26 protein-coding genes are annotated in these 26,319 nt (G+C 60.5%); 25 read left to right on the forward strand and 1 reads right to left on the reverse strand.

The features are described from left to right. The first annotated feature begins 178 nt into the window (after window positions 1-178). The 22 genes from PMX70_RS06265 (at window position 179) to PMX70_RS06365 (ending at window position 21,503) form a co-directional block, all read left to right on the forward strand. A complete protein-coding gene (locus PMX70_RS06265; protein WP_271743174.1) occupies window positions 179-1,105 on the forward strand; it encodes a transporter substrate-binding domain-containing protein in 927 nt (308 codons plus the stop codon). A 9-nt stretch (window positions 1,106-1,114) separates the two neighbouring features. Then, entirely contained in the window at window positions 1,115-2,263 is a 1,149-nt protein-coding gene (locus tag PMX70_RS06270; RefSeq protein WP_171025215.1) for an amino acid ABC transporter permease, read from the forward strand. A 22-nt stretch (window positions 2,264-2,285) separates the two neighbouring features. Beyond that, entirely contained in the window at window positions 2,286-3,071 is a 786-nt protein-coding gene (locus PMX70_RS06275) for an amino acid ABC transporter ATP-binding protein (RefSeq protein WP_117821441.1), read from the forward strand. 72 nt (window positions 3,072-3,143) lie between these two features. Continuing rightward, window positions 3,144-4,559 carry a M20/M25/M40 family metallo-hydrolase gene (locus PMX70_RS06280; RefSeq protein ID WP_138340511.1) on the forward strand — a complete coding sequence of 472 codons (1,416 nt, stop codon included), beginning with the start codon at window positions 3,144-3,146 and terminating at the stop codon, window positions 4,557-4,559. Window positions 4,560-4,807: 248 nt separating this feature from the next. After that, complete coding sequence (prfA, locus tag PMX70_RS06285; RefSeq protein WP_138340512.1) at window positions 4,808-5,875, forward strand: peptide chain release factor 1; 1,068 nt, start codon at window positions 4,808-4,810, stop codon at window positions 5,873-5,875. Window positions 5,876-6,536: 661 nt separating this feature from the next. Beyond that, window positions 6,537-7,811: a N5-glutamine methyltransferase family protein gene (locus PMX70_RS06290; protein ID WP_117635551.1), complete on the forward strand. Its 1,275-nt coding sequence runs from the start codon at window positions 6,537-6,539 to the stop codon at window positions 7,809-7,811. 68 nt (window positions 7,812-7,879) lie between these two features. Next, a complete protein-coding gene (locus PMX70_RS10155) occupies window positions 7,880-8,065 on the forward strand; it encodes a type II toxin-antitoxin system HicA family toxin (protein WP_089573106.1) in 186 nt (61 codons plus the stop codon). Then, complete coding sequence (locus tag PMX70_RS06295; RefSeq protein WP_195404534.1) at window positions 8,032-8,523, forward strand: type II toxin-antitoxin system HicB family antitoxin; 492 nt, start codon at window positions 8,032-8,034, stop codon at window positions 8,521-8,523. The genes PMX70_RS10155 and PMX70_RS06295 overlap by 34 nt, the downstream gene beginning before the upstream one ends. A gap of 134 nt (window positions 8,524-8,657) precedes the next feature. Beyond that, on the forward strand, window positions 8,658-9,401 hold the full coding sequence (locus PMX70_RS06300; protein ID WP_089573104.1) for an L-threonylcarbamoyladenylate synthase: 744 nt from the start codon (window positions 8,658-8,660) through the stop codon (window positions 9,399-9,401). Window positions 9,402-9,414: 13 nt separating this feature from the next. Then, window positions 9,415-10,956: a glycerol kinase GlpK gene (gene glpK, locus PMX70_RS06305; protein WP_271743175.1), complete on the forward strand. Its 1,542-nt coding sequence runs from the start codon at window positions 9,415-9,417 to the stop codon at window positions 10,954-10,956. A gap of 123 nt (window positions 10,957-11,079) precedes the next feature. Further along, window positions 11,080-11,727: a uracil phosphoribosyltransferase gene (gene upp / locus PMX70_RS06310; RefSeq protein WP_271743176.1), complete on the forward strand. Its 648-nt coding sequence runs from the start codon at window positions 11,080-11,082 to the stop codon at window positions 11,725-11,727. 280 nt (window positions 11,728-12,007) lie between these two features. Continuing rightward, window positions 12,008-12,319: a hypothetical protein gene (locus tag PMX70_RS06315; RefSeq protein ID WP_035138788.1), complete on the forward strand. Its 312-nt coding sequence runs from the start codon at window positions 12,008-12,010 to the stop codon at window positions 12,317-12,319. A 3-nt stretch (window positions 12,320-12,322) separates the two neighbouring features. Beyond that, a complete protein-coding gene (gene atpB / locus PMX70_RS06320; RefSeq protein ID WP_022094263.1) occupies window positions 12,323-13,126 on the forward strand; it encodes a F0F1 ATP synthase subunit A in 804 nt (267 codons plus the stop codon). Window positions 13,127-13,251: 125 nt separating this feature from the next. Then, a complete protein-coding gene (locus tag PMX70_RS06325; protein WP_022094262.1) occupies window positions 13,252-13,446 on the forward strand; it encodes an ATP synthase subunit c family protein in 195 nt (64 codons plus the stop codon). A 15-nt stretch (window positions 13,447-13,461) separates the two neighbouring features. Further along, on the forward strand, window positions 13,462-14,064 hold the full coding sequence (gene atpF, locus PMX70_RS06330) for a F0F1 ATP synthase subunit B (RefSeq protein WP_118081621.1): 603 nt from the start codon (window positions 13,462-13,464) through the stop codon (window positions 14,062-14,064). Further along, on the forward strand, window positions 14,054-14,530 hold the full coding sequence (locus tag PMX70_RS06335) for a F0F1 ATP synthase subunit delta (protein ID WP_006235713.1): 477 nt from the start codon (window positions 14,054-14,056) through the stop codon (window positions 14,528-14,530). Before atpF ends, PMX70_RS06335 begins: the two co-directional genes overlap by 11 nt. Continuing rightward, a complete protein-coding gene (gene atpA / locus PMX70_RS06340) occupies window positions 14,530-16,128 on the forward strand; it encodes a F0F1 ATP synthase subunit alpha (protein WP_271743177.1) in 1,599 nt (532 codons plus the stop codon). The genes PMX70_RS06335 and atpA overlap by 1 nt, the downstream gene beginning before the upstream one ends. Window positions 16,129-16,133: 5 nt before the next feature. Further along, window positions 16,134-17,042 (forward strand): ATP synthase F1 subunit gamma, encoded by a 909-nt coding sequence (gene atpG / locus PMX70_RS06345; protein ID WP_006235716.1) that lies wholly within the window; start codon window positions 16,134-16,136, stop codon window positions 17,040-17,042. Then, window positions 17,042-18,496: a F0F1 ATP synthase subunit beta gene (gene atpD / locus PMX70_RS06350; protein WP_118081617.1), complete on the forward strand. Its 1,455-nt coding sequence runs from the start codon at window positions 17,042-17,044 to the stop codon at window positions 18,494-18,496. Before atpG ends, atpD begins: the two co-directional genes overlap by 1 nt. Window positions 18,497-18,499: 3 nt before the next feature. Beyond that, window positions 18,500-18,892 (forward strand): ATP synthase F1 subunit epsilon, encoded by a 393-nt coding sequence (gene atpC / locus PMX70_RS06355; protein ID WP_271743178.1) that lies wholly within the window; start codon window positions 18,500-18,502, stop codon window positions 18,890-18,892. 88 nt (window positions 18,893-18,980) lie between these two features. Then, window positions 18,981-20,264, forward strand: a complete 1,284-nt coding sequence (gene murA / locus PMX70_RS06360; RefSeq protein ID WP_271743179.1) for a UDP-N-acetylglucosamine 1-carboxyvinyltransferase — start codon at window positions 18,981-18,983, stop codon at window positions 20,262-20,264. Between the two features lie 12 nt (window positions 20,265-20,276). Then, window positions 20,277-21,503 (forward strand): LCP family protein, encoded by a 1,227-nt coding sequence (locus tag PMX70_RS06365; RefSeq protein ID WP_271743180.1) that lies wholly within the window; start codon window positions 20,277-20,279, stop codon window positions 21,501-21,503. Between the two features lie 251 nt (window positions 21,504-21,754). On the opposite strand, the gene pepT is transcribed toward PMX70_RS06365, so the two are convergent. Beyond that, complete coding sequence (gene pepT, locus PMX70_RS06370; RefSeq protein ID WP_271743181.1) at window positions 21,755-23,002, reverse strand: peptidase T; 1,248 nt, start codon at window positions 23,000-23,002, stop codon at window positions 21,755-21,757. Window positions 23,003-23,122: 120 nt separating this feature from the next. Between pepT and PMX70_RS06375 the strand changes: the two genes are divergently transcribed. The 3 genes from PMX70_RS06375 (at window position 23,123) to PMX70_RS06385 (ending at window position 26,006) form a co-directional block, all read left to right on the forward strand. Next, complete coding sequence (locus PMX70_RS06375; RefSeq protein ID WP_035138800.1) at window positions 23,123-23,545, forward strand: metal-dependent transcriptional regulator; 423 nt, start codon at window positions 23,123-23,125, stop codon at window positions 23,543-23,545. A 10-nt stretch (window positions 23,546-23,555) separates the two neighbouring features. Then, complete coding sequence (locus PMX70_RS06380; protein ID WP_271743182.1) at window positions 23,556-24,449, forward strand: homocysteine S-methyltransferase family protein; 894 nt, start codon at window positions 23,556-23,558, stop codon at window positions 24,447-24,449. Window positions 24,450-24,605: 156 nt separating this feature from the next. Continuing rightward, window positions 24,606-26,006: a phosphoglucomutase/phosphomannomutase family protein gene (locus PMX70_RS06385; protein ID WP_233504171.1), complete on the forward strand. Its 1,401-nt coding sequence runs from the start codon at window positions 24,606-24,608 to the stop codon at window positions 26,004-26,006. The last annotated feature ends 313 nt before the right edge of the window (window positions 26,007-26,319 follow it).

Genomic DNA, 26,319 nt, shown 5'->3' on the forward strand with positions numbered 1-26,319 from the left:
GCCTTGCCTTTTTCATGCCAACTTGTTTGCTCTGGGCGGCGCTCGCTGGCATTGCCAAAACATCGACGCTCCCAATGACTACCGTGTGTCTATTAATTTTTCGAGCTTGTACTGCGCTGCTGGTCGCTGGCGTATATCCTGTCTTGTTGTCAGCAAAACGAAATAGGGAAGGCACCAGATGCAATCTCGACAACAACACGGCACGCATGTCCAGCCGGTATGCAGCCGTCGCATCTTTTTGGGTAGCGCTCTCGCTGCGAGCGCTTCTATCGTCGCCGGCGCACTTGCCGGTTGCCAGCGTCCCTCCACGCTGGAAGTAGTTCAGCCCACGACGGGCGGCGGTCGCGACGACCTGTCCGATTCCGTGATCGGCAAGGACAAGATCCGTATCGGCATGGAGGCGGCCTACGCCCCGTACAACTGGCAGGTCTCCGAAGCCAGCGAGTACACCATCCCCATCGACAACGTGCAGGGCGCCTATGCCGATGGTTACGACGTGCAGATCGCCAAGATCGTCTGCAAGGCCCTCGGCGGCGAGCCCGTTGCCGTCAAACAGAGCTTCTCGGGCCTTATCGACTCGCTCAACAACGGCCAGATCGACCTCATCATCGCCGGTATGAGCGCCACGCCCGAGCGCGAGGAGTCTGTCGGCTTTTCCGACCCGTACTTTATCGGTTACTTTGGCCTGTTCGTAAAAGAGGGCTCGCCCTACCAGAATGCGACCAAGCTCAGCGACTTTAGCGGCGCTACGGTCCTCGGGCAAAAGGACACCATGCTCGATACCGTCATCGACGAGATTCCGGGCGTTGTCCACAAGAACCCGGTCGATTCGGTTCCCACGGTGTTTTCGAACCTGCTGCAGGGCACGTGCGACGCCGTGACCTATAACACCGAGAACGAGAAGGGCTATATGGCCCAAAACCCGGGCATCGTCCCCATTCATTTTGCCGAGGGCGAGGGCTTTAAGCAGGAGGTCGCGGCAAACGTCGGCTGCCGCAAGGGCTCGGACAAGCTCCTTAAGCTCATCGACAAGACACTCAAGGGCATTAGCCAAGAGGAGCGCGACCAAATGTGGGACGCGTGCCTCGACCGCCAGCCGGCATAGGGAGGCAGCATGAAAACCATCAATCGTCTGGCCTCCTTTATCAAGGCCGACCACCGTTATGTGTACCTGGGCACGAGCGTTATCGCGGCGCTCGGCCTGGCGTTTAGCCAGCGCAACCCCACACCGCTGAGCTTCTTGGCTCCCACGGGCGTGTTTCAAGATTGCCTTTGGGCAATCCTGTGGGCGTGGCTCGTCGTGTCGGCGGCGGCGCTGGTCACCAAGCTTATGCACTGGAGCGACTATCGCGAAAAGTCGCCGTTCGCATCCGAGCGTTTCCGTCGTGGAGCACGTTTAGGCAGCTACGTCGTGGTCGCCATCGCGGCAGTTTTCTTTATCGACCGCTGCGTCATGTCGTTTATCGACCTGGTGCAGGTGAGCATTGTCTCGGATTCCAACCCCAGCGACTTTTTGTCGAGCCTGGTCTACATGACCTACAAGAGCGGCGACTTCTTCATTCGCGGTATCGAGATCACCATCGCGCTTGCCACCTTCGGCACCGTCATCGCATTCTTCCTGGCACTGCTCTTTGTGTTCCTGCGTATTCAGACCTTCGACCGCGTGGATAACGACCTGGTGCGCTTCTTTAAGAGTATCGGCCGCGGCTTTGCGACCATCTACTCCACCATCGTGCGCGGCACGCCCATGATGGTCCAGGGCCTGCTCATCTATTACGCGGGCTTCACCGTTTTGCGCGGCATGGGCTTCGAGACCGCTCAGGCCAACCAGATTTGGAGCACCTTCACCGCCGGCCTCGTTACCATCTCGCTCAACTCCACCGCCTACATGATGGAGGTCCTGCGCGGCGGCATCGAGTCCATCGATCCCGGTCAGGCCGAGGCGGCGCGCTCGCTGGGCCTTTCGCAGTGGCAGGCTATGCGCAAGGTCGTGTTCCCCCAGGGCATTAAAAACGCGATTCCGGCGCTCACCAACGAGCTCATCATCAACATCAAGGATTCGTCGGTGCTCTCGGTCATCGGCGTGTTTGACCTCATGTACGCCACCACCACCGTCGCCGGCGTGTACTACCGCCAGATGGAGGTCTACTGCGTGGCGCTCGTGGTCTACCTGATCCTGACGCTCGTGGCGAGCCGCCTGCTCGAGGCCTTTGGCAAAAAGCTCGGCGCCGAGGCTCCGGTCACGCTGCCCAGCTCCAACTAGGCTCAAGACGAGGAGAATTATCATGGCAGATACCGCCATTACCGGCGTTGCGGCCGCCGCACAGACCAATGAGCCGCTCATCCGCGTTGAGGGCCTGCGCAAGAGCTTTGGCTCGCTCGAGGTACTCAAGGGCATCGACCTGTCCGTTAACCCCGGCGAAGTCGTCACCATTATCGGCGCCTCGGGTTCGGGCAAGTCGACCTTCCTGCGCTGCCTCAACCTGCTCGAGACCCCGGACGCGGGCCACATCTGGTTCCACGGCCAGGACCTCACGGCCGAGCGCTGCAACATCAACAAGCTGCGCGAGGACATCGGCATGGTGTTCCAGGGCTTTAACCTGTTCAACAACATGGATGTGCTCGACAACTGCACGCTCGCGCCCGTCACGCTCAAAAAGATGAGCAAGGCCGAGGCTGAAAAAATAGCGATGGAGCATCTGACGAGCGTGGGACTCGAAAAGTTCGCGCACGCCGCCGTGGGTCGCCTGTCCGGTGGTCAAAAACAGCGCGTGGCCATCGCTCGTGCCCTATGTATGAATCCGCAGATCATGCTGTTCGACGAGCCGACCTCCGCACTCGACCCCGAGATCGTGGGAGAGGTGCTCGAGGTCATGCGCAAGCTCGCTGCCGACGGCATGACCATGGTCGTCGTCACGCACGAGATGGCCTTTGCCCGCACGGTGTCCGACCGCGTGGTCTTTATGGACAAGGGCGTAGTGCTCGAGGATGCCGCGCCGGCGGAGCTCTTCGGCAATCCCAAACACCAGCGCACCCGCGAGTTCCTCTCGCGTTATCTCGAGGACAAATAACCGACCGCAAACGCTTATGTGGCAGGGCCGCTCCGGTGGGGCGGCCCTCGTCATCACAATCGAAAGGATGTCATGGCCGAGGTTTGGCGCTTTTTTGCGCATGAGGATGATTTTGCCGATTTGGACAAGGCCGGCGCATGCGAGCGCCTGGGCCGTGTGCTGTCGTTTCCGACCATTTCGAGCATGGATGCCGAGGCGGTGGACTGGCAGCCGTTCGACGACCTGCGCGCGTATATGCAGCAGGCTTGGCCGCACGTGTTCGCGGCGGGCGAGGTCGAGCTTATCGATCATTCGCTATTGGTGACGCTTAGCGGTTCCGACCCTGCCCTCAAGCCCATTATGCTCATGGGTCACATGGACGTGGTTCCCGTGGTGCCGGGCACCGAGGACGATTGGACGCACGCCCCCTTTGGCGGACATGTGGACGATGCCTACATTTGGGGCCGCGGCGCCATCGACATGAAAGACCAAGTCGCAGGCATTCTCGAGGCGGTTGAGTATGCGCTGGCGCACGGTTGGCGGCACGAGCGCACGCTGCTCCTGGCCTTTGGCCAGGACGAGGAGACTACGCAGTACGGCGCAGGCGCCATCGGCCGCGCGCTCGAGGAGCGCGGCATTGAGCTTGAGTACCTGATCGACGAGGGTGACTACCGCATCGTTTCGGCTGCCGAGTACGGCGCGGGCGAGGGCTGGCTTATGCATGCCGACCTTGCCGAGAAGGGCTACGCCGATATTGTGCTCAAGACGAAGAGTGAGGGCGGGCATTCGTCCAACCCCTACGGCGGCACATCGCTCGAGGTGCTGAGCCGTGCCATCACCGCAATCTGCGATATCGAATGGCCGACGCGCGTCACGGACCTGCTTGCCGCACAGCTCGTCGAGCTGGGGCTTTACACGGCCGACGAGATTGCCTCCAACAAGGACACCATCGTGCGCGAGTGCCTCGCCAGCAAGAAGCTCTATCCGCTGGTGACGACCACCTGTGCACCGACCCAAATCGAGGGCGGCAGTACCGGCGCCAACGTGATGCCGCAGGATATGTGGGCCAATATCAACTTCCGCATGCTCGAGGGCACGAGCGTGGCCGATGTCGTGGCCCGCTGCCGCGTCGCCGTTGCCGAGGCGGGGCTCGCCGACCGTGTCGAGGTCGAGCTCGGCCCTGGCAGCTCCGAACCCTCGCCGTCTCCGCGCATCGGCGGACCGGGACTCGAGGCGGTTCGCTCCATCGCCGCCCGCTATTTCCGTGATCCAAAGGGGACGGAGGAAAACGGATCATCCGAGCCGTTGGCGATTGTCCCCTCGACCGTGATCGGCGCGACCGACGCTGCCAACTACCAGCGCATTTGCTCCGAGTGCATTCGCTTCTCGGCCTTTGTGGTCGACGATGACGAGTGCGATCGCGGCGTCCACGGCACCAACGAGCGCATTACCCGCCGCGCCTACCTCCAGGGTGTCCGCTTCCTCATCGCCCTGCTCCATACGCTCTAGAATGCGACAAGGCGATAGTCCCTTTGTTAGCCGTTGGGGACGTCCACTCATTCCGTGCGGGTTATATGCAGGTTTGCCTGCGCACGCTATCATGTATGGGTTAGACCGCAATTATGTACCCCATACGCGAAGGGATGCGCATGTATCTGAAGATCGACATGTTCTAGCCGGGCTTACCCCCGCAGCGGCGCCCCGCGCCCCATCAACTCTGCCGATTTTCACCTTCACGCATATAAAGGAGTCCAGCCATGCGCGACAAGCTCGAAAAGATCATCAAGGCCTACGAGGAACTCGAGAAGAAACTTTCCGACCCGGCCGTCGCCTCCGATATCAAGGAGTTCACGCGTCTCAACAAGGAGTACGCGCACCAGTCCGACCTCATCGCCGCCTCGCGCGAGTACATCGGCGCGCTCGATGACATCGAGGCTGCCAAGGAAATGCTGCACGATACCACCGATGCTGACGAGAAAGAGATGCTCCAGATGGACATCTCCGAGAACGAGGACAAGCTTCCCCAGCTCGAGGAAGACATCAAGTACATGCTCATTCCGAGCGACCCCAACGACGACAAGAACACCATCGTCGAGATTCGCTCCGCCGCCGGTGGCGACGAGGCGGCCATCTTCGCCGGCGACCTGTACAAGATGTATCAGCGCTTTTGCGAGTCGCGTGGCTGGAAGACCACCGTGCTCGATTCCAGCCCCAGCGAGGCCGGCGGCTTCAAGTCCATCGAGTTCAAGGTCGAGGGCGACCGCGTCTACTCCGTTATGAAGTACGAGTCCGGCGTGCACCGTGTCCAGCGCGTCCCCAAGACCGAGTCCCAGGGCCGCATCCAGACTTCAACGGCTACCGTCGCCGTGCTTCCCGAGGCCGAGGAAATCGACGTCCAGATCAACCAGTCCGACTTGCGCATCGACACCTACTGCGCCTCCGGCCCTGGCGGTCAGTGCGTTAACACCACCTACTCCGCCGTGCGCATCACCCACCTGCCCACCAACACCGTGGTGCAGTCGCAGGAGCAGCGTTCCCAGATCCAGAACCGCGAGGTCTGCATGCAGATGCTGCGCGCCCGTCTGTACGAGATGGAACTCGAGAAGCAGCAGGCCGAGCTCGGTGCCGAGCGCCAGAGCCAGATCGGCCACGGCAACCGTTCCGAGAAGATCCGTACCTACAACCAGCCCCAGGACCGCGTGACCGATCACCGTATCGGCTTCAACTCCACCTACAATGGCGTCCTTCTGGGCGATCAGCTCGGCACCGTCATCGAGGCGCTCGCCGCCGCCGAGCGAGCCGAGAAGCTGGCTCAGGCCGTGTAGGTTACGCGGTTTTACCAAACCGCGTAACCGGTCGACGCTGCGCGCCGCCCAGAGCGACAATTTGTCATTCAAAAGGCAAGGCATGACCAGAAGGTCTATGCCTTGCCTTCTTCATGCCAACTTGTTCGCTCTGGACGTCGCTCGCTGTCCGTCCTCTACCTGCGGCGTTGCCTTGCCCCGGATGTGGGGCACTCATTGGGGACAGACTTAAATGAGTAGTCGTTGGGGACGTTCTTAAATGACTAGTCAAACAAGAACGTCCAACGACTAGGTTGGGTACATTGCTTTGGGATGTTATTTAATCTGCTTTGATAGTTATTGAGCCGTTCACCTGCGCAAAGCAATGATCGGCATGCGTCTATCGCCGAAAATAATGCTTAAATTATCGTTCGAGAAGTCGCGGGGCGATTTTTGACGCGTCGCGCGTCAAGCGATGTGGCAAGCGTTTGGTTAGATATTGGTCAGTTTATGGGCAACCTTGCCAAAAGCTTGACGAATGCAAATGTAGACGTCGACGAATGAACACTTTGAGCGAGCCCGGTGCAAAATTCTGGGCTGATTCTCGATAATCGCCTTCAATCGCCCCTTGCCAAGCGCTGGCCTCGCGTACAATCTGCTCCGACATTCGCGCGCCGCCCGGCGCTTAAGAGGGGAGGACCCCATGGCAAACGAGATCTGGACCATCAAGCGTTGTCTCGAGTGGACCAAGGAGTACCTGGCCGAGCGCGGCGAGGAGCACCCCCGTCTTTCTGCCGAGTGGCTGCTGTGCGCCGCCACGGGCCTGGCGCGCATCGACTTATATATGCGCATGGACGAGACGCTTAACGCGGCCCAGCTCGAGACTATGCACGCGGCCGTCGTTCGTCGCGCCAAAGGCGAGCCGCTGCAGTACATCACCGGCAGCACGCAGTTCCGCATGATCGACGTCGCGTGCGCCCCCGGTGTGCTCATTCCGCGCCCCGAAACCGAGATGCTCGTCGAGGAAGTCCTCAATTATCTGGATGCCGAGGTGCTGAGCCCCGAGGCTGCTGCCCGTCAGCGTGTTGAGCTGCCTTGGAACGATGAGGTCGAAGAGGCACGCAAGGCCGAGGCCGCGCTGGCAGACGAACGGGCGACTGCCGAGCGCCGTGCCGCCAACCTCACAGCTGCCGACGAGGCGGCGCTAGGCGGCGATGTGCTGGGCAGTCGCGCTTATGCCGAGGAACTGGCCGATCGCGAGGCCGAGGAAGCCGCCGCGCAGGCGGCAGAAGCCGAAGCGGCAGAAGCAGAGGCCATGGAAACCCCCGAGCCCGAGCTCGACGAATACGGCATCGCCATTGAGGACAACGACCAACAGGCGACTCCCGCGCAAGATGCCGCCGAGGCCAACGTATCTGCTCCAGCTGAGCCCCGCACTGCCCGCGTTCTCGAGGTCGGCTGCGGCACGGGCTGCATTTCGCTCTCCCTTGCCTGGGAGCGCCGCGGCCACGTTACCTGCACTGCTACCGATATCGAGCCGCGCGCCATCGACCTTGCTACCAAGAACCGTGATGCGCTTGGCCTCACGTCCGACGAGGTTGCCTTCAGCCTCACAAACCTGGTGAGCTCCATTCCCCGCGAAGAGTGGGGCACCTTTGACGTACTCGTCTCCAACCCGCCCTACATCCCCACCGATGTCATGCGCTCGCTGCCGCACGAGGTCAAGGACTTTGAGCCCGATCTGGCGCTCGAGGGTGGCGCCGACGGCCTCGATATCTTCCGCCGCCTGCTCAACGCGGCGCCCTACATGTTGCGCGCCGGCGGCCTCTTTGCCTGCGAGCTCTACGAGGGCGCGCTCGACGCTGCGGCCGAGCTCTGCCGCCAAGCGGGTCTGTCGGACGTGCGCATCGTCCACGACCTCACCGATCGCCCCCGCATCGTCCGAGCCATCGTCACCGAGCCCAAACAGCGCCAGTAATATTTATTAACTGGTTAGCAAAAATTATAAAGTAGTTTATAATTAGGACGGCTGAAAGAGGTCGGCCCATGCAACCTCCTACCTTTCGGGAAATCATTGCCCTACTCAAGCACGATGGATTCGTGAAGGTCGCGCAAGTCGGTAGTCATGCTAAGTATGTTTCTGGTGACCGCGTTGTCACCGTGAACGGCTCTGGTGGTGATCGACCAAAGAAGGGCACGTGGGCAAGTATTCGTCGCCAAGCTGGATGGTAGTTGGAGGCAAAATGAGGCAGCGATTTACCTATGACTGCGTTCTCATAAAAGAAGACGATGGTTACTGCGCTAGCTTCCCGCAGATTCCCGGCGCCTTTGCCGATGGCGATACGCGCGAAGAAGCGATTGCCCATGCCACCGAGGCGCTGATGGCGTTTTTGGCCGACGACCTCAACAACGGTTTGACTCCGGCAGGGTACGAACGCTCGGCCGAGGTCGTGGCCCTTTCAGTCGAAATCGACCACGAGGACGCTCGGGAAGCGGCGTGCCGAACATTTAAAGACGCAGCGCTGGACCTCAAAGTCTCCGCTCCGCGGATTACCGCGCTGGTCAAAGCCGGAAAGCTCGATGTTGAACTCGTCGACGGCCGTCGGATGATAACGATAGGCAGCATCGAGCGCTACGCCGCCCAAGAACGCCACGCCGGCAGGCCAAAGAAGTTCGTCGCAGTCCAATAACCCCCTCACTTTCACCGACTACTAGAGCCGCTCACCAAACCAACATGCGCTCTGGGCAAATAGGTTGAACGTTTCGTGCGAGAATGCCCCACAGTAAACAAACTTGCACCAGAGCGTAAGGGGCTGGCATACACATGCAGACGGTCTATCGGGTATACGAGGGAACGCGCGAGCCGCATCGGCTTGCCGTCGAGCGCACGGCCGAGGTGCTCGGCCGCGGCGGCCTGGCTTTGATCCCGACCGAGACCGTCTACGGTGTCGCCGTGGCAGTCAACGCCTTCTCGGACGCCGTGCCCCAAGATACAAGCGAATTCCCATCGTGGCCGCGCGATCCGCAGGCTGCCGTCAATGGCGCCGCAGTCCCTGCGCTCGGCACCGGCTATCGCCGTATCTTCACTCTCAAGCAACGTGAACTCACGCAAACCGTCGCTTGGCTGGTCGATGGCGTCGAAGCACTCGACCGCTATGGCGTGGATATCCCGGAAGATGCCCGCATACTCGCGCGACGATGCTGGCCGGGAGCCCTGACTATCGTGGTCAAGGCAGCCCCCTGCGTGCCGACCTTTATGCGCGCTGCCGACGACACGGTGGCACTTCGCGCTTCGGCCTCGCCCGTGGTGCAGGCGCTCATTCGCGCCTGTGGCAGCCCCCTTGCCTGCACCAGCGCCAACACGCATGGCGCGCCCGCGCCGGCAAGTTTTATCACGGTGGAGGGTCGCATCCTGGAGGGGGTCGATGTTGCCGTCGACGCCGGTGAGACCCCGTGTCGCGACGCCTCGACCATCGTGTCGTTTCAGCACGGCGAGCTCCAGATCCTGCGCCAAGGCGCACTTCCCGCATCAGAGATCGAACGGGTCCTGTCCGACCCGATGCAATAGAAAGGTTTAAGCGATGTCGTTGAATCTGGGCAGCCTGGGCATGGAAGATGCCTCGTTTGACTTTGGCGGTTCCTACATCATGGCGCTCGACTGCGGCACCACCTCGGTACTTGCGACCATCGTCGACGAGTACGGATGCATCGTCGCGCAGGCACGTCGCAGCGTCAAAACCAGCTTCCCGCGTCCCGGCTGGGTGGAGCAAGACCCCATGGCGGTCCTTGCTAGCCAGATCGCCGTCATGATGGAAGTCCAGTTTAAGAGCGGTATCCACTCCGACCGCATTGCCGCCATCGGCATCTCCAACCAGCGCGAGACCACGGTGGTCTGGGATCGCGTGAGCGGTCAGCCGATCTATAACGCTATCGTATGGCAGTGCCGCCGTACCGCACCTCTGATCGACGAGCTTGTCGAGCAGGGCGCAGAAGGGCTGGTGCGCTCCCGCACGGGACTCACGCTCGACCCGTATTTCTCGGCCTCCAAGGTACAGTGGATTCTCGACAACGTCGACGGCGCACGCGAGAGCGCGGCGGCGGGCGACCTCATGTTTGGCACCATCGACACCTGGCTCATCTACAACCTCACCGGCGGCCAGGTCTTTGCCACCGACTACACCAATGCCAGCCGCACGGCACTCTTTAATATCCATACGCTCGATTGGGACGACGACCTGCTGGCGCTCTTTGACGTTCCACGTTCCATGATGCCCGAGGTTCGCTGGAGCTCGGGTGACTACGGCCGCGTCGCGAGCGACATCATGACCAACATGCCGCCCATCATGGGTGTGGCGGGCGACCAGCAGGCGTCGCTGTTCGGTCACTGCTGCTTCCATCCCGGCCAGACCAAAAACACCTATGGCACGGGCTGCTTTATGCTCATGAACACCGGCGACGAGATCGTCGAATCCAAGAACGGTCTGGTCTCCACCATCGGTATCGCTGCGAACGGGAAGATCAGCTATGCGCTCGAGGGCTCCATCTTTGCTGCCGGTTCCACCATGAACTGGCTTCGCAACAACATGGGCATCATCTCGAGCGTGAGCGAGTCGGCACAACTCGCCGCTTCGATTAGCGACAACGAGGGCTGCTACTTCGTTCCCGCCTTTGCGGGTCTGGGCGCTCCCTGGTGGGACCCGCATGCCCGCGGTATCGTGTGCGGTCTGACCGGCGCCTCGAGCCGTGCGACCATCGTACGTGCCGCCTGCGAATCCATGGCATATCAGAGCTACGACGTGCTGCGCGCCATGGAGCAGGACGTGGGGCTTTCGATCGAGCGCCTGTCTGTCGATGGCGGTGCCTCGCGCAACGAGTTCATCATGCAATTCCAGGCCGACCTGCTGGATATCCCCGTGCTGCAATGCGAGACGGTGGAGACCACGGCAATCGGTGCCGCGTACTTGGCGGGTCTTGCCGTCGGCTATTGGGAAGACCTGGAAGAGCTGGAGCAAAATGCCCAGATCGTTAGGACCTTCCTTCCCCACATGTCCGCCGAGCGCCGCGAACAAAACCTTGCGGGCTGGTGTGATGCAGTCAGGCGCTCGCTCAGTACCGCACAGTAGGGCTGCGATGGGCTGCTCGATACAACAAACCGCTAAACTAATGCATGGCGTGCGGCGGCAACATTGCTGCGCGCCTTGTCAGCAAGGCCGTTTTGCGGCCGCAACGAAAGGGGCAATCAACCCATGACCGTCACCTATGATGCGTCCCGTGTGACGCTTGTCGATCACCCGCTCGTTCAGCACAAGCTGTCGATCCTGCGCGATAAAAACACCGGCACCAACCAGTTCCGCCAGCTCGTGCGCGAGCTTGCGCTCTTTGACGGCTACGAGGCCATGCGCGACCTGCCTATGGAAGACGTCGAGGTCGAGACCCCCATCACTACCGCCACGTTCAAACAGCTTGCCGGCAAGAACCTCGCCATCGTGCCCATCCTGCGTGCGGGCCTTGGCATGGTCGACGGCATCCTCGACCTGGTGCCCTCCGCTCGCGTGGGCCACATCGGCATGGAGCGCGACGAGGTCACCCACGAGCCGCATGAGTATTACTGCAAGATGCCCAAGGATATCGACCAGCGTATCTGCCTGGTTGTCGACCCCATGCTCGCCACGGGCGGTTCGGCCGAGATGGCTATCAGCTACCTGCGCGAGCGCGGTGTCAAGGACATCCGCATGCTGTGCATCGTCGCCGCGCCCGAGGGCCTCAAGTCGCTGACCGAGAAGGATCCTGACGTACATATTTATACGTGCGCCATCGATGACCATCTCAACGAGGCCGCCTACATCGTTCCCGGCCTGGGCGACGCCGGCGACCGCATCTACGGCACGCTCTAGTCGCTGGGCTAAACGGCCGCGGCTGCAAATACGAAGAAACGGTGCGCGCGGACGAACAAAAGGCGACCGCGCGCACTCCTGTTAACGGACGTTTTGCCCTGCAGGGTTCGAGAAAAACGTATTACCGTACCTGCGGCATAAAGTTGGTCTTAAGAAAACGAACAGGTGCGTATTAACCGATGCTTTTTCGGTTGTACTTTAGCGATTGGCTCGTACAATATTCACCAATGTTTGGCGGGAACTGTTCTGTGAGGCGTTAAAAAGGAAAGTGAGGACGCCAGTGTTTCAGATAGCCGATCTGCTCGCTATCGTTGCAGGCGCCATCGCGGGCGCAATTGCCTTCCTTCCCTTTGTCTTTACGCTCAAGCCGGTTCTTGACGATAAACAGAATGCGGACATGCTCAAGGGTATGGTGAGTCTGGCGGTCTCGGCAATCGCCCTGCTCGTCTTTACCTTGGTTGTGTTTGTGTTGTTCGGAGAGGCATTTCGCATGTTCCTCCTGGGCGAGGCGATCGGCTTCGTGGCCTTTATGGCTGCCTGCGCGGTTCGTGTCGCCAAGGCGCTGCGAGATCCTCATGAGGTCGAAAGGTAAGTCGTGGAAATTTTTGAAAAGCTGCCTGATGAGATTAATCATCTGGTCAGCGAGTTCAGCTCCACCCCCGTCGTGGGCGATCTAAGCTGCGGCATCACGCAGTACTCGTTTTGGCTGATCGTCTCCACGATCGTGCTCCTGATCGTCCTGGCCGTGTTCAAGAAGAAGCAGACCCTGGTTCCCAAGGGCTTCTTCGTCAACGGTTTCGAGTACATCATCGAGTACGTCGAGAACGATATCGGCAAGGGCGTTGTGGGTGAGAACTGGAAGAAGCACTTCCCGTTCCTGTGCTCGCTTTTCCTGTTCATCCTGATCAATAACATGATCGGCCTGATCCCGGGAATGAAGCCCGGCACCGGCGCAATCGGCTCCACCGCCGCGCTCGCCATCTTCGCCTTCGTGTACTTCATCTACTACGGATGCAAGGCTCACGGCGTGATCGGCTACATCAAGAGCCTCGCCCCGCAGGGCGTGAGCTTCCCGATGAACGTGCTCGTGTGGGTCGTCGAGCTTTTCTCGACCTTCCTGCGCCTCATCACGCTCGCCGTCCGTCTGTTCTGCAACATGTTCGCAGGACACGTGGTCATGGGCTCGTTCGCCATCATGGCGAGCATGTTCATGCAGCCGCTGCTTCAGCAAGTTTCCGCGGCCCACGCCGTCGGCGCCCTGCCTTCGCTGGCCTGGCTTGCCATCCTCATCCTGATCTATGCGATCGAGCTTGTGGTCGGCGCCATCCAGGCCTACGTCTTCACGGTCCTTACCGCCGTGTATGTCTCCGAGGCAGAGGAGGTCGCGGAGGAGGAGTAGTCTTCCGTTCGCGCCTTAAAGGTAAGGCAATTCGTTAAACCGCTGGTGCCCGTACCCATGGAGCCCGGCAGTTATAAATAAGGTTATCCTGCGTGAAATAAGACACGCACGACAAAGGAGGAATCGTGGGAGTTATCGGTTACGGTCTCGGTGTTATCGGCGCTGGTCTTGCTATCGGCCTGTCTGCTCTGGGTGCTACGGGTGCTATGGCCCGTCAGCCTGAGGTCCAGGGCCGCGTGTTCACCGTCTTCATCATGGGCTCCGCCTTCGGCGAGGCTCTGGCTCTGATCGGCTTCGTTGTCGCGCTGATCGTTAAATAGCACGGAGCGTCAAGTATGAATCTTTCATCCCAGAAGAGCGCGATCGCACTCTCCGCGTCCGCGGCCGCGCTGCTCATGCCGGTTTCCGCGTTCGCCGAGGACGGCGCCGCCGGTGCGGACATCCTCATCCCTAAGATGGCGGAGTTCATCCCGGCGCTTATCGCCTTCCTGATTATCTGGATCGTGCTGGCCAAGGTCGCCCTGCCGGGCATCATGAAAACCATGGAGGAGCGCGGCAAGAAGATTGAGGAGAGCCTCGACGAGGCCGAGAAGACCAAGCAGGAGGCTATCGCCAAGCGCGCTGAGTCCGACTCGATTGTCACCGACGCCCGTCGTCAGGCTGCCGACATCGTTCTCGAGGCCCGTAAGGACGCCGAGTCCGAGCGCGCCCGTATCATCGAGGCTGCTCACAAGGAGGCCGAGGAGATCATCGCCAAGGCCCATACGACCGTCGAGGACGAGCGCAAGTCCATCTACGCCGGTGCCGCGAGCTCCATCGCCGACCTGTCCGTTGCCGTCGCCACCAAGATCGTGGGCGAGGCACTCGAGGACGAGGCCGGGCAGAAGAAGCTCATCGAGCGCTACATCCAGGAAGCAGGTAGCCTGAATGCCGACTAGCCGCTATCAGGACAAGGTGCTCGAGACCTACGCGCGCTCCCTTCTGGAAGCCGCCAAGGCCGAGAACCATGTGTTCGAGGACCTCGAGATGATCGAGCGCCTGGCTTCCGCCAGCCCCGAGATCATCGCCGTGCTCGACACCATGTCCAAGCGCGACCAGCTCGACCTTCTTCCCAAGGTGGCAGCTGCCTTTAAGTATGTTGCCGAGGAAGACGAGGATGTAGTGGGCGTGACCGTCACCACGGCGATCCCGCTCGACGACGAGCTGCGTCAAACCATCACTAAGAAATGCGAGCAGGACTTCGGCCGCAAGGTATTCCTTATCGAGCAGGTCGACCCGTCTATCGTGGGCGGCCTGGTGCTCGAGGCCCGCGGCGAGCGTCGTGACATTTCCGTCAAGACGCAGCTGCGCATCGCACAGGAGACCCTCGCAAACTCTGCTAATTCGTACGGAGGTGAAGCCTAATGTCCGAAACCCTCAATGCCCAGGATATCGCCAAGAAACTGCAGGAGCAGCTCACGAGCCTCTCCGCGACGGTCGATACGCATGAGGTTTCAACGGTCGACGAGGTAGGCGACGGCATCGCGCGCGTCACTGGCCTCAAGAGCGCCATGGCAGGCGAGCTTCTGGAGTTCAAGAGCTCCGATACCGGTGAGACCGTCTTCGGCCTTGCCCAGAACCTTGACCGTGACGAGGTCGGCGCCGTTCTGTTTGGTGCCGTCGACTCCATCAAGGAAGGCGACGAGTGCCGCACTACTGGCCGCATTATGGATATCCCCGTGAGCCGTGCCATGCTCGGCCGCGTCGTCAATCCGCTCGGCCAGCCCATCGACGGTTTGGGTGACATTGTCGCCACGCACCGCCGCCCTATCGAGTTCAAGGCCCCCGGCGTCATCGACCGTACCCCGGTGTGCGAGCCGGTTCAGACCGGTCTGCTCGCCATCGACTCCATGGTGCCTATCGGCCGTGGTCAGCGTGAGCTCATCATCGGCGACCGTAAGACCGGTAAGACCGCCATTGCCATCGACGCTATCCTCAATCAGCGCGGCAAGGGCATGGTCTGCATCTATGTCGCCATCGGCCAGAAGGCCTCCACGGTTGCCAGCATCCGCGAGACCCTCGCTCAGCACGGTGCGCTCGACTACACCATTATCGTTTCGGCCACCGCTGCCGATTCCGCCCCTATGCAGTACATCGCGCCTATGGCCGGTGCCGCTATCGGCGAGTTCTTCATGTACAACGGCGAGGACGGCAAGCCCGCCAGCGAGACCAACCCCGGCGGCCACGTGCTCGTCATCTACGACGACCTGTCCAAGCAGGCTGTGGCCTACCGTCAGATGTCGCTGACGCTGCATCGTCCGCCCGGACGCGAGGCCTATCCTGGCGACATCTTCTACCTGCACTCTCGTCTGCTCGAGCGTGCCGTCAAGATGTCCAAGAAGAACGGTTACGGCTCCATGACGGCTCTTCCGATCATCGAGACCCAGGACGGCGACGTCTCGGCCTACATTCCGACCAACGTCATTTCCATTACCGATGGTCAGATCTACCTGCAGTCCGAGCTCTTCTTCCAGGGCCAGCGCCCGGCAGTCGACGTGGGCATCTCCGTGTCCCGCGTCGGTGGCGACGCACAGACCAAGGCCATGAAGCAGGTTGCCGGCAATCTTCGTCTTGACCTCGCTTCGTACCAGGAGCTCGCCGGCTTTACGCAGTTCGGCTCCGACCTCGACGAGGCCACGCAAAAGCAGCTTACCCACGGCGCTCGCATGACTGAGCTCCTTAAGCAGCCGCGCTACAAGCCGTTCGAGGTTGGCGAGCAGATTGCAGTTCTGTTTGCAGGCAACGAGGGCTTCCTGGACGACCTGGAGATCGCCGACGTGCTGCCTTTCCGCGCTGAGCTTATCGAGTACCTGGACAACGGCTTTGGCTCGCTGCTCGATAAGGTTCGTGCCAAGAAGATCGACGATGACACCAAGGCTGAGCTTCTGCGCGTTATCGGTGACTTCAAGCAGCAGTTCATGGCCAAGCACCATGCCGATACGACTGGATCAGAGGAGAACTAAGCCCTATGGCCAACCTTCGCGACATTAAGAAGCGAATCTCCTCGGTTACCACGACCAAGCAGATCACGCGCACGATGGAGATGGTCTCTACGGCCAAGATCCGTCGTGCCCTCGATCGCTCCAAGCAGGCCGAGCCCTATAAGGAGGCGCTGACCGACGTCATGTTGACGGTCGCCGGCGACGCCTCCTGCTCGGGCACCGATCCCATGCTACAGAAGCATGAGAGCGTCAAGCATGGCCTGATTGTCGTTATTGCCTCGGACCGCGGCCTTGCCGGCGGTTTCAATACGACGGTGGAGCGCACGGCCGAAAAGCTCGCCGCTTCTTGGGCGAACGATGGCATCGAGTGCGAGATCATTGCGTGTGGACGTAAGCCGGCCACGTATTTCCGCGACCGCGCAAACGTCGTCATGCACTTTGAGGGCAATTCCTCCGAGCCCGATTTTAATCAGGCTCGCATGATTTCCTCTCATATCTGCGATGCGTATCGTGCCGGCGAGCTTGACCGCGTCGAGCTTGTCTACCACCACGCCAAGAACCGCGTGGATCAGGAGCTTCGCGTCGAGCACTTGCTGCCGCTCGATCCCGAGATGATCGCTATGGCCCACGGTCCGCGTAAGAACGAGACCGACGCCCCTAAGCGCATCTCGTCCACGTTCGAGTTCGTGCCCTCTCCCGAGCATGTTCTCGGCAAGCTTGTACCGTCGTATATCCTGACGGTCATCTACCAGGCCCTGATCGATTCGGCGGCTGCCGAGCAGGGTGCACGCCGCAAGGCCATGCACTCCGCGACGGAAAACGCCACCGCGATCATCTCGACCCTTACCCGCACGTATAGTCGCGTGCGCCAGGCTTCGATCACGACCGAGATTAACGAGATCGTCGGCGGAGCCTCAGCATTGGAGGAACAGTAATGGCTAATAACACCGTAAAGCTTGCGGTCGAGGAAGCCACCAAGAAGACGACTGCCGGTGATGGTCGCATCGTGCGTATCATCGGCCCTGTCGTCGACGTCAAGTTTGACGGTGCGGTGCCCCCGATCTACAACGCGCTCACGGTCGAGGCCGAGACCCCGATCGGTCACCTGAGCACGATCCTCGAGGTTGAGAGCCAGCTTCCGGGCGGCGTCGTCCGCACGGTCGCCATGTCCTCGACCGACGGTCTGCAGCGTGGTCTCATTGCCACCGATACCGGTGAGCCCATGAAGATGCCCGTTGGCCCCAAGACGCTCGGCCGTATTTGGAACGTTATGGGCAAGCCCGTCGACGGCAAGCCCATGCCCGAGGTGGAGGAGTTCTACCCCATCCACCATGCAGCGCCCCGTTTCGACGAGCTCACCACCAAGACCGAGATCTTCGAGACCGGCATCAAGGCCGTCGACCTGCTCGAGCCCTACATCCGTGGCGGCAAGACGGGTCTGTTCGGCGGCGCCGGCGTCGGCAAGACCGTTCTGATTCAGGAGCTCATCAACAACCTCGCCCAGGAGCACGGCGGCACCTCGGTGTTCACCGGTGTCGGCGAGCGCACCCGTGAGGGTACCGACCTTTATCTCGAGATGAGCGAGTCGGGCGTTATCGACAAGACCTGCTTGGTCTATGGTCAGATGAACGAGCCGCCCGGAGCGCGCCTGCGCATCGGTCTGGCCGGCCTTACCACCGCTGAGTACTTCCGCGATCGCGGCCAGGACGTTCTGCTGTTCATCGACAACATTTTCCGCTTCTCCCAAGCAGGTTCCGAGGTTTCCGCACTGCTGGGCCGTATGCCGTCCGCCGTTGGTTACCAGCCCACGCTGGCAACCGAGATGGGCGACCTCCAGGAGCGCATTACCTCGACCAAGACGGGCTCCATTACCTCCGTCCAGGCTGTCTACGTCCCCGCAGACGACCTGACCGACCCGGCGCCTGCCACGACGTTCACCCACCTCGACGCCACTACGGTTCTTTCGCGTAGCATTTCGTCGCTCGGCCTGTTCCCGGCTATCGATCCGCTCGCATCTTCCTCCGACGCTCTCGATCCCTCGATCGTCGGCGAGGAGCACTACCGTGTCGCCGTCAAGGTCCAGGAGCTCCTGCAGGAGTACTCCGACCTTCAGGACATCATCGCCATTCTGGGCATGGACGAGCTGTCCGAGGAGCAGCGCCTTACGGTCAACCGTGCCCGTAAGATTCAGCAGTTCCTCTCGCAGTCCTTCCACGTCGCCGAGAAGTTCACCGGCAACCCCGGCGTCTACGTCCGTGTCGAGGATACCGTCCGCTCCTTCGCCGAGATTGTCGACGGCAAGGCCGATGACCTGCCCGAGCAGGCATTCCGCTATGCCTCCACGATTGAGGACGTGCGTGAGCGCGCCCGCAAGATGGAGGAGAAGTAGGTTATGCGTATCCGCATCGTGTGCCCCGTGAGCCTCGCCTATGAGGGTGACGCTGCGTTTGTGTCGATTCCGTCTACGGATGGCGAGTTTGGCGTTTTACCTGCTCACTCCAGCGAAATCTGCACGATCGACCGCGGTTACGTTCGCGTTTCCGATAAGGCCATGGGCACTGTCGACCATACGTTTGCCGTGGTCGGCGGCTACGCCCAGGTCGCGGACGATGTCGTGACCGTCCTCGCCGAGCGCGCTTGCGATTTGGCGACCGTCGATGCCGACAAGGTTAAAGCTGATATTCAAGGTTTTGAAGAGAAGCTGGGTAATTTGTCGGAGGATGATGCACGCCGCGCCTACCTCTATAATGAAATCGCATGGTGTAAGCTCAAGCTTGCCCAATAGTCAAACGCTTTAGCGTTCGACCATTTGCGAACACATCATGCCCGGGATGGCCCAGCCACCCCGGGCATGCTTTTTGAAAGGGTAGACCTTGGATATTATCCGCGTTGAGGGTGGCCACGCCATCGGAGGTTCCGTGCCTGTTTCGGGTGCTAAAAACTCCGCGCTCAAACTTATGGCGGCAACGCTTTTGGCGCCGGGCAAGACGACGCTGCGGAACGTGCCCGATATTTCCGATGTCCACGTGATGGGCAAGGTGCTCAAGGGCATGGGCGCTACGATCGATGTTCTCGACGAGCACACGCTCGAGATCGATACCTCCCAGGTCGATTCTTGGGAGGCGCCCTACGAGCTTGTCGCCAAGATGCGCGCCTCCACGGCTGTGATGGGCCCCCTGCTGGGTCGTTTCCATCGCGCCAAGATCGCCATGCCGGGCGGCTGCAACCTGGGTGCTCGCAAGATCGATATGCATATCTTGGGTCTCGAGGCTCTGGGCGTCGAGTTCGACACCGCCCACGGCTACATCAACGCCAGTGCTCCCCAGGGTCTGCACGGCACCACCGTCACGCTCGAATTCGCGAGCGTGGGCGCCACCGAGAACCTCATCATGGCTGCCGTGCGCGCACAGGGCACCACGGTTATCGACAACGCTGCCCGCGAGCCCGAGATCGTCGACCTTGCCAACATGCTCAACGAGATGGGTGCCAAGATCGTCGGCGCAGGCACGCCCGTTGTGACCATCGAGGGCGTGGAGGAGCTGCATCCCGTTACCCATTGCGTGGTGGGTGACCGCATTGAGGCCGGCACCTTTATCGTCGCCGGCGCCCTCATGGCCGATGAGCGCGGCGTCGATGTTACGGGCTTCTGCCCCATCCACCTGGGAATGGTGCTCAAAAAGATGGAACTTATGGGCATCGAGTGCGAGCGTATCGAGAACGGCGTCCACGTCAATCGCGTCGAGCGCATCAGGCCGGTCGATATCCAGACGCTTCCGTTCCCGGGTTTCCCGACCGACATGCAGGCGCAGATCATGGTGCTTTCGGCCCTTGCCGACGGAAGCTCCGTAATTACCGAGAACATCTTCGAGAACCGCTTCATGTTCGCCTCCGAGCTCGTGCGTATGGGTGCCGATATTCGTATCGAGAGCCATCACGCCATGATTCACGGCGTCAAGGGCTTCTCGGGCGCACAGGTCACCTCACCCGACCTGCGTGGCGGCGCGGCGCTTGTGGTTGCCGGTCTTATCGCCGATGGCGTTACCGAGGTCTCGGCCATCCATCACATCAAACGTGGCTACGAGCAGTTTGTCGAAAAGCTGCAGGCGCTTGGCGCGCATGTCGAACATGCCACCGTTCCCGATCCCGTCATCTACTAATGCAGGTTGCCTATGTTTAACAAGAAACCCCTAGCGGATAACACCCGAAGACCCTCGACTGGTGCGCAGGCCAAGATCTACAGCCGCGACAATGTCGCACGCTATTCCGAGCGCGCCCGTCAGCGCCGTCGCGGCCGCACGGTTCGCCGCGTAGCTCTCATCGCCGTACTCGGCGTGCTGCTGAGCGCCACGACTGCTGCGGGTCTGTGGTTTGCCACTATCATGGGCAAGCTTGGCGACTCCAATGTCATTACCAACAACCTGCGCCAGATTCTGGTCGATACCAATGAGGCAAAAGATCCGTTCTACGTGTTGCTTCTTGGTACCGACGGTCGTCCGGGCGAGGATACGTATCGTGCCGACTCGATTATCCTGGCACGCATCGACCCCACGCAAAAGCAGGCGACGCTCATTTCCGTTCCGCGCGACACCAAGGTCGTGTACAAGGGCGAGACCATGAAGATCAACGCCTGCCACACCGTTGGCGGCGCCGAGGCCATGGTCCAGGCGGTCAACGAGCTGTGCGGCGTGCAGATTTCTCACTATGCTGAGGTCAGCTTTGACGGCATGCAGGCGCTGATTGATTCGGTTGGCGGTATCGACATCAACGCGACCGACGACGTCGACGATCCCGAGCACCTGGATATTAAGATTACCGCTGGTCAGCAGCATATGGACGGCGCTACTGCCCTTACCTATGCCCGCTGCCGCTACACCTATGCCGACGGCGATTACACGCGCATGCGCCATCAGCGTCAGGTGCTTGGCGCCCTTGCCAGCCAGATTCTCAATAACTTCGATGCCACGAAGATCTTTGGCCTGGTTAATTCGCTGTCCGATATGCTCGTAACCGATATGAGCGTTCAGGATATCGTCTCCACGGTTAATGCCATGCGCGGCATGGATGTCGAGGGCATCTACTCGGCCAACCTGCCTTCGTATGCTGACGACAGCACTATGATCGACGGCGTGAGCTATGTCTTTGTCTACGAAGACGAGCTTAAGGAAATGATGGCCCGCGTCGACGCCGGTGAGGATCCCAAGGGCCCCAACACCATGGGCCTTTCAGACGGCTCCAGCTCCACGATCGGTGACCTCAACAACAATACGTCCGAGGACTACGCATATGGCACCGCGACCTCGTCGGGTGGCTCGGACGATTCCGACGATTCGAGCGACGGCTCCGATTACTACGAAGAGCCCACCGGCGACGGCAACGGCTACGAAGCCAACTACTAAGTTACGGCGTTTTACCAAACGCCGTAACGGCTCGACGCTGCGCGCCGCCCAAGGCGACAATTTGTCATTCAAAAGGCAGGGCATGACCAGAAGGTCAATGCCCTGCCTTTTTCATGCCAACTTGTTCGCCTTGGACGTCGCTCGCTGACGTTGGCTCAACCTGCGATGTTGACTGCTCCCCTTGTATCAAAAACCGCCCCGTTCTCTATAGAGGACGGGGCGATTCGTCTTTTGGGCTTATGCAGCCAGGCTTATGCAAAGCGGGCGACGAGCTCCTGGAGCACGTCGGTCATCTTGACGAGCGAACTGACCGGGACGAATTCGTTGACGCCGTGGTAGCAATAGCCGCCGGTGGAAAGGTTGGGGCAGGGCAGACCGCGGAACGACAGCTGCGCGCCGTCGGTGCCGCCGCGAATCGGCAGCACTTGGGGCTCAACGCCGCAGGCAAGGTAGGCTTCCTTGGCAACATCAATAAGCTCGGGAAAGTCACAAACGATCTCGGCCATATTTCGATATTGCTGCTTAATCTCGACCGTCACGCGCTCCTCACCCAGACGCTGGTTGAGCATCGAGGCGGCGGCATCAATAAGGTCGAGTTTCTGCTGGAACTTGGCGGCGTCATGGTCGCGGACGATGTAGCGCGCCGTGGCGTGGTCGACGGTTGCAGATACACCCTCAAGGTGATAAAAGCCCTCGTAGCCTTCCGTATACTCCGGGCGCTGCACGTAGGGGAGCAACGCGTTGAAGTCGCAGAACAGATTGCCTGCGTTGACCATACGGCCCTTGGCGTCGCCCGGGTGGATGGACTGGCCCTCAAAGCGGACGGTCGCCTCGGCGGCGTTAAAGCACTCCCACTCCAGCTCGCCGATGGGGCCGCCGTCGACCGTGTAGGCGTACTTGCAGCCAAAGGTATCGATATCCAACAGCTCGGCTCCGTGGCCGATCTCCTCGTCAGGGCAGAAGCAAATGCCGAGTGCGGGATGGGGCAGAGAAGGGTCCTGAGCGATACGTGCGACAAGCGACATGATCTCGGCGACGCCTGCCTTGTCGTCCGCGCCCAGCAGCGTGGTGCCATCGCTGCAGACCAGGTCCTCACCCGCGAGGTCGTTCAGGGCGGGAAGCTTGACGGTACTCATGGCAACGGGCTTACCGTCAACCGTGCCGCAGACCAGGTCGCCGCCTTCGTAGTGCACGATGTGCGGCTTCACGCCGGCGCCCGGTGCAACTTCGGTGGTGTCGAGATGGGCGATCAGGCCCAGGGCGGGCTTGTCCTCAGCGCCCGCACTTGCGGGGATATGCGCGCAGACATAGGCATGCTCGGTCACGTGGGCATCTTCCGCACCAAGCTCGCGCAGCTCTTCAGCCAGCACGTTGGCAAGGTCAAACTGAACGGCGCTCGAGGGTACCTGGTCGCAGTTTGCATCCTCGGACTGCGTGTTGATCTGGACGTAGCGCAAAAAGCGCTCGAGGACATCGGGGTTCGTGGTGGTGTTTTCCATAAAGACCGCTCCAATCTTGGTCGTCGTGTGCAACAAGAACTCTAGCACGGTATGCCACGGCATACCGCGACGCTTGGATGGGGTAGAATCAGCCAATGAATGCAGAAGGGACGGAAGATCATGGATACGACAAATAGCTCGCGCGAACTACATCTGACGGTGGCGAACGAAGACTACTTGGAGTGCATGGTTCGCATTGAAAGCGAAGAGGGGGAAACCAACGGCGTGCGATCGGTCGACATCGCGCAGCGCCTTGGCGTCTCCAAGGCATCGGTCAATAAAGCGGTTTCGGCGCTCAAAGCATCCGAACTTGTCGAGCAATCGCACTACGGCAAGGTAGTCCTGACCGATCGCGGCCGCGAGGTTGGTACGGCTATCTGGTACCGTCATCGCCTCATCCGCACGTTTTTGGTTCAGGAGCTCGGTGTCGAATTTGAGCGAGCCGATTCCGAGGCCTGCATGATGGAGCATGCGCTATCCGAGGACACGATGAACCGCTGGCTCGCCTATCTCGAAAAGCAGGGAATCAGCGTCGAGGAATAGCGGGATATATATGGATACGAGTTATTACAACCGCTTTGGTGCCGAGGAACTTACGCGCCGCTTGTCGAGCGAGACCTTGTTGGCGCAGGGCCCCATGGGCAGTGTTCTGTTGAGTGAGTACGATGCCGCCGACATTCCACCGGCGTTTTGGAATCTGGCAGAGCCGCAGACCGTTTCTCGTATTCATCGCTTGTATGTCGCCGCCGGCGCGCAGGTGCTCATTACCAACACCTTTCAGGCATCGAGCTATGCCCTCAAGCACGATCAGATTGTGCCGTCCGTGGCGGAGGTCAATCGCGGGGCCGTCGACGATGCCCGCCAGGCGCACCCTCAGCTGCTACTGGGCTCGATGGGCCCGATCGGTATTGAGTGGTTTGCCGAGGACTCTGCCGAGTATCGTGAAATCCGAGGCATTGCGCGCGAACAGGCGCACGCCTTGCTCAATGCCGGTGTTGACGGTCTGCTGATCGAGACGGTGACGTCTATCCGTAATTTGCAGCCCACGCTTGCCGGCGCCCGAGATGCCGCCGACGGCATGCCTGTCCTGGTGAGTTTTGTCGTTGACGATAAAGGCGACCTGTTGGGCGATGGCCTCAACATCGAGGCAGCCGTTTTGTACGCCGAAAAACACGGCGCAAACTCGGTTGGTGTTAATTGCTGTTCGCTTGCGGCCGCGAACGCGGCGGTGCCCAGGATGGTTGCATCGGCGACTACTCCCGTCACGGTGCGTCCCAACGTAGGCGATCCGGTCCAGACTCAGGATGGCCCCGTATGGCACGAGAACCCCGAAGCTTTCGCGCGCGCATGCATCGAATGGAGACATGCCGGTGCCGCAATGGTGGGCAGTTGCTGTGGAACCACGGCAATCACTACGGCAGCGATGGCCGAGGCGCTCGATATATAAAGGGCAAAACCGCTCCATACGGGGCGGTTTTTATTGCCTGCATGTCCTCGGCAGCATTTGCCCAAATGGTGAATGCTGGTGCCGGCAGGTTGCCGAGTGTGTATCGCGGGTATACCTCATGCGTACCATGATCCAAACACTGTGAGGTGTCTGCGCGTGTGCGCGATAATTCATTTTGGAACTGACGGTTGGCGCGCTCGCGTCGATGAGGACTTCACTGCCGATAACGTTGCCCGTATCGCCGATGCCGTCGGCGAGTTGTGGCAAAAGACCAATCCGGGCAAAACGGTATATATAGGGTTCGACACTCGGCCCCTGGCGCGCGAGTTCGCTGAGCTTGCGGCGGGTGTGCTAGCAGCGCACGGGCTAGACGCCGTGCTCGCTTCGCGACCTGTTCCGACCCCTGCCCTTACGTGGGCGGCGGCTTATGACGGTGAGGCGTGCGGCGCACTCATGGTGACGGGGTCCCATCATCCGCAGGGTTATCTGTGCCTCAAGATTCGCATGGGTGACGGCTCAACCGCCAACCAGGATGTCATCGAAGAGCTCGAAGAGACCATGGCTCCCGAGCCAATGGAGATCGAGGGGCAATATCGCACCGCGGATATCATTCCTGACTATATGCAAGCGGTGGCATCGTTTGTCGATGCCGAAGCCATCCGCGCCGCGCACCTGCGCGTGGTTGTTGACCCCATGGGCGGCGCAGCCCAGGGCTATCTAGCCGACTTGCTGCGCGAGCTTGGCGTTGAGGTGCACGAGATTCACGCCGGGCAGGCGCCTGACCAAGAAGATATCTGCCCCGACCCCGTTGAGCCGTGGGTGGACGCTTGCGAGCATACGGTTATCGAGGACGGAGCTTGCGCTGGCCTGGTGACCGACGGCGACGCCGACCGTATCGGCGCGGTTGACGAGCGCGGCAGATATATACATCCGCATCAGATCATGGCGCTCGTTTTGGGCGACTTGGTTCAATTTCGTAATTTGGAGGGGCGCGTTGTCGTCAATCTTTCGTGCTCGACGCTCGTGCGTCGCATTGCCGAGTCGCTTGGCTGCCGCGTGACCGTCAAACCAGTCGGTTTCAAATATATAGCGGCAGAGATGAAGAAGGGTGGCGTCCTCATAGGCGGCGAAGAAGCCGGTGGTATCGGCATCGCCGCGCATATGCCCGAGCGCGATGGAATCCTCGCCTGTCTGATTCTGTGTGAGCTTATGGCAAAGACGGACGCGCCTTTGGGCGTTCTGGTCGACCAACTCGAGGACAGTTTTGGTAAGACGAGTTACGGTCGACGCGATTTACGCCTTGAGGCCGAAGATGCCGAAACGTTACGAACCCTGCTGCCGGGCGTAAACCCCAAGTCGATTTGTGGCAAGGTGCCGCAAAACGTTAGTCATATGGATGGCTTGCGTTTAGCATTCGAGGATGACACGTGGCTGCTGGTCCGTCCTAGCGGGACCGAACCAGTGGTGCGCGTCTACGCCGAGGGGTTCTCAGTGGAAGAGCGTGATGAGTTGCTCGATGCTGGCTGTGCTTTAGCTAGGGGAACGTATCCGCTTTAACCATGAGACTGCCTTATATAAAGAGATGCTCGGCGAGCGGTAGTTAACGGCTGGCAAACGTTAGTCGGATCCCAAATTGTGTAGGAAATGTGTACGCCCAGATTCCCGCCCCCGGCGCCCCTCCGGTCTGGCAATATATCTCCTTGCCGCGCGGCCCGGTCGGACCGGATCAGCCGCCAGGCGTGCACCTTGAGAACCGGATACTGCGAGGATGGACACATTCAGTGTCGCATCCGGGCAGACATCGAACCATTTGAAATGGTCTAACTTGGATTTGTTTTTCGCAAGGCCGCCGAGAGGCGGCCCCGAGAAA

The sequence above is a fragment of the Collinsella aerofaciens genome (assembly GCF_028206795.1).
GTDB lineage: Bacteria > Actinomycetota > Coriobacteriia > Coriobacteriales > Coriobacteriaceae > Collinsella > Collinsella aerofaciens_AX.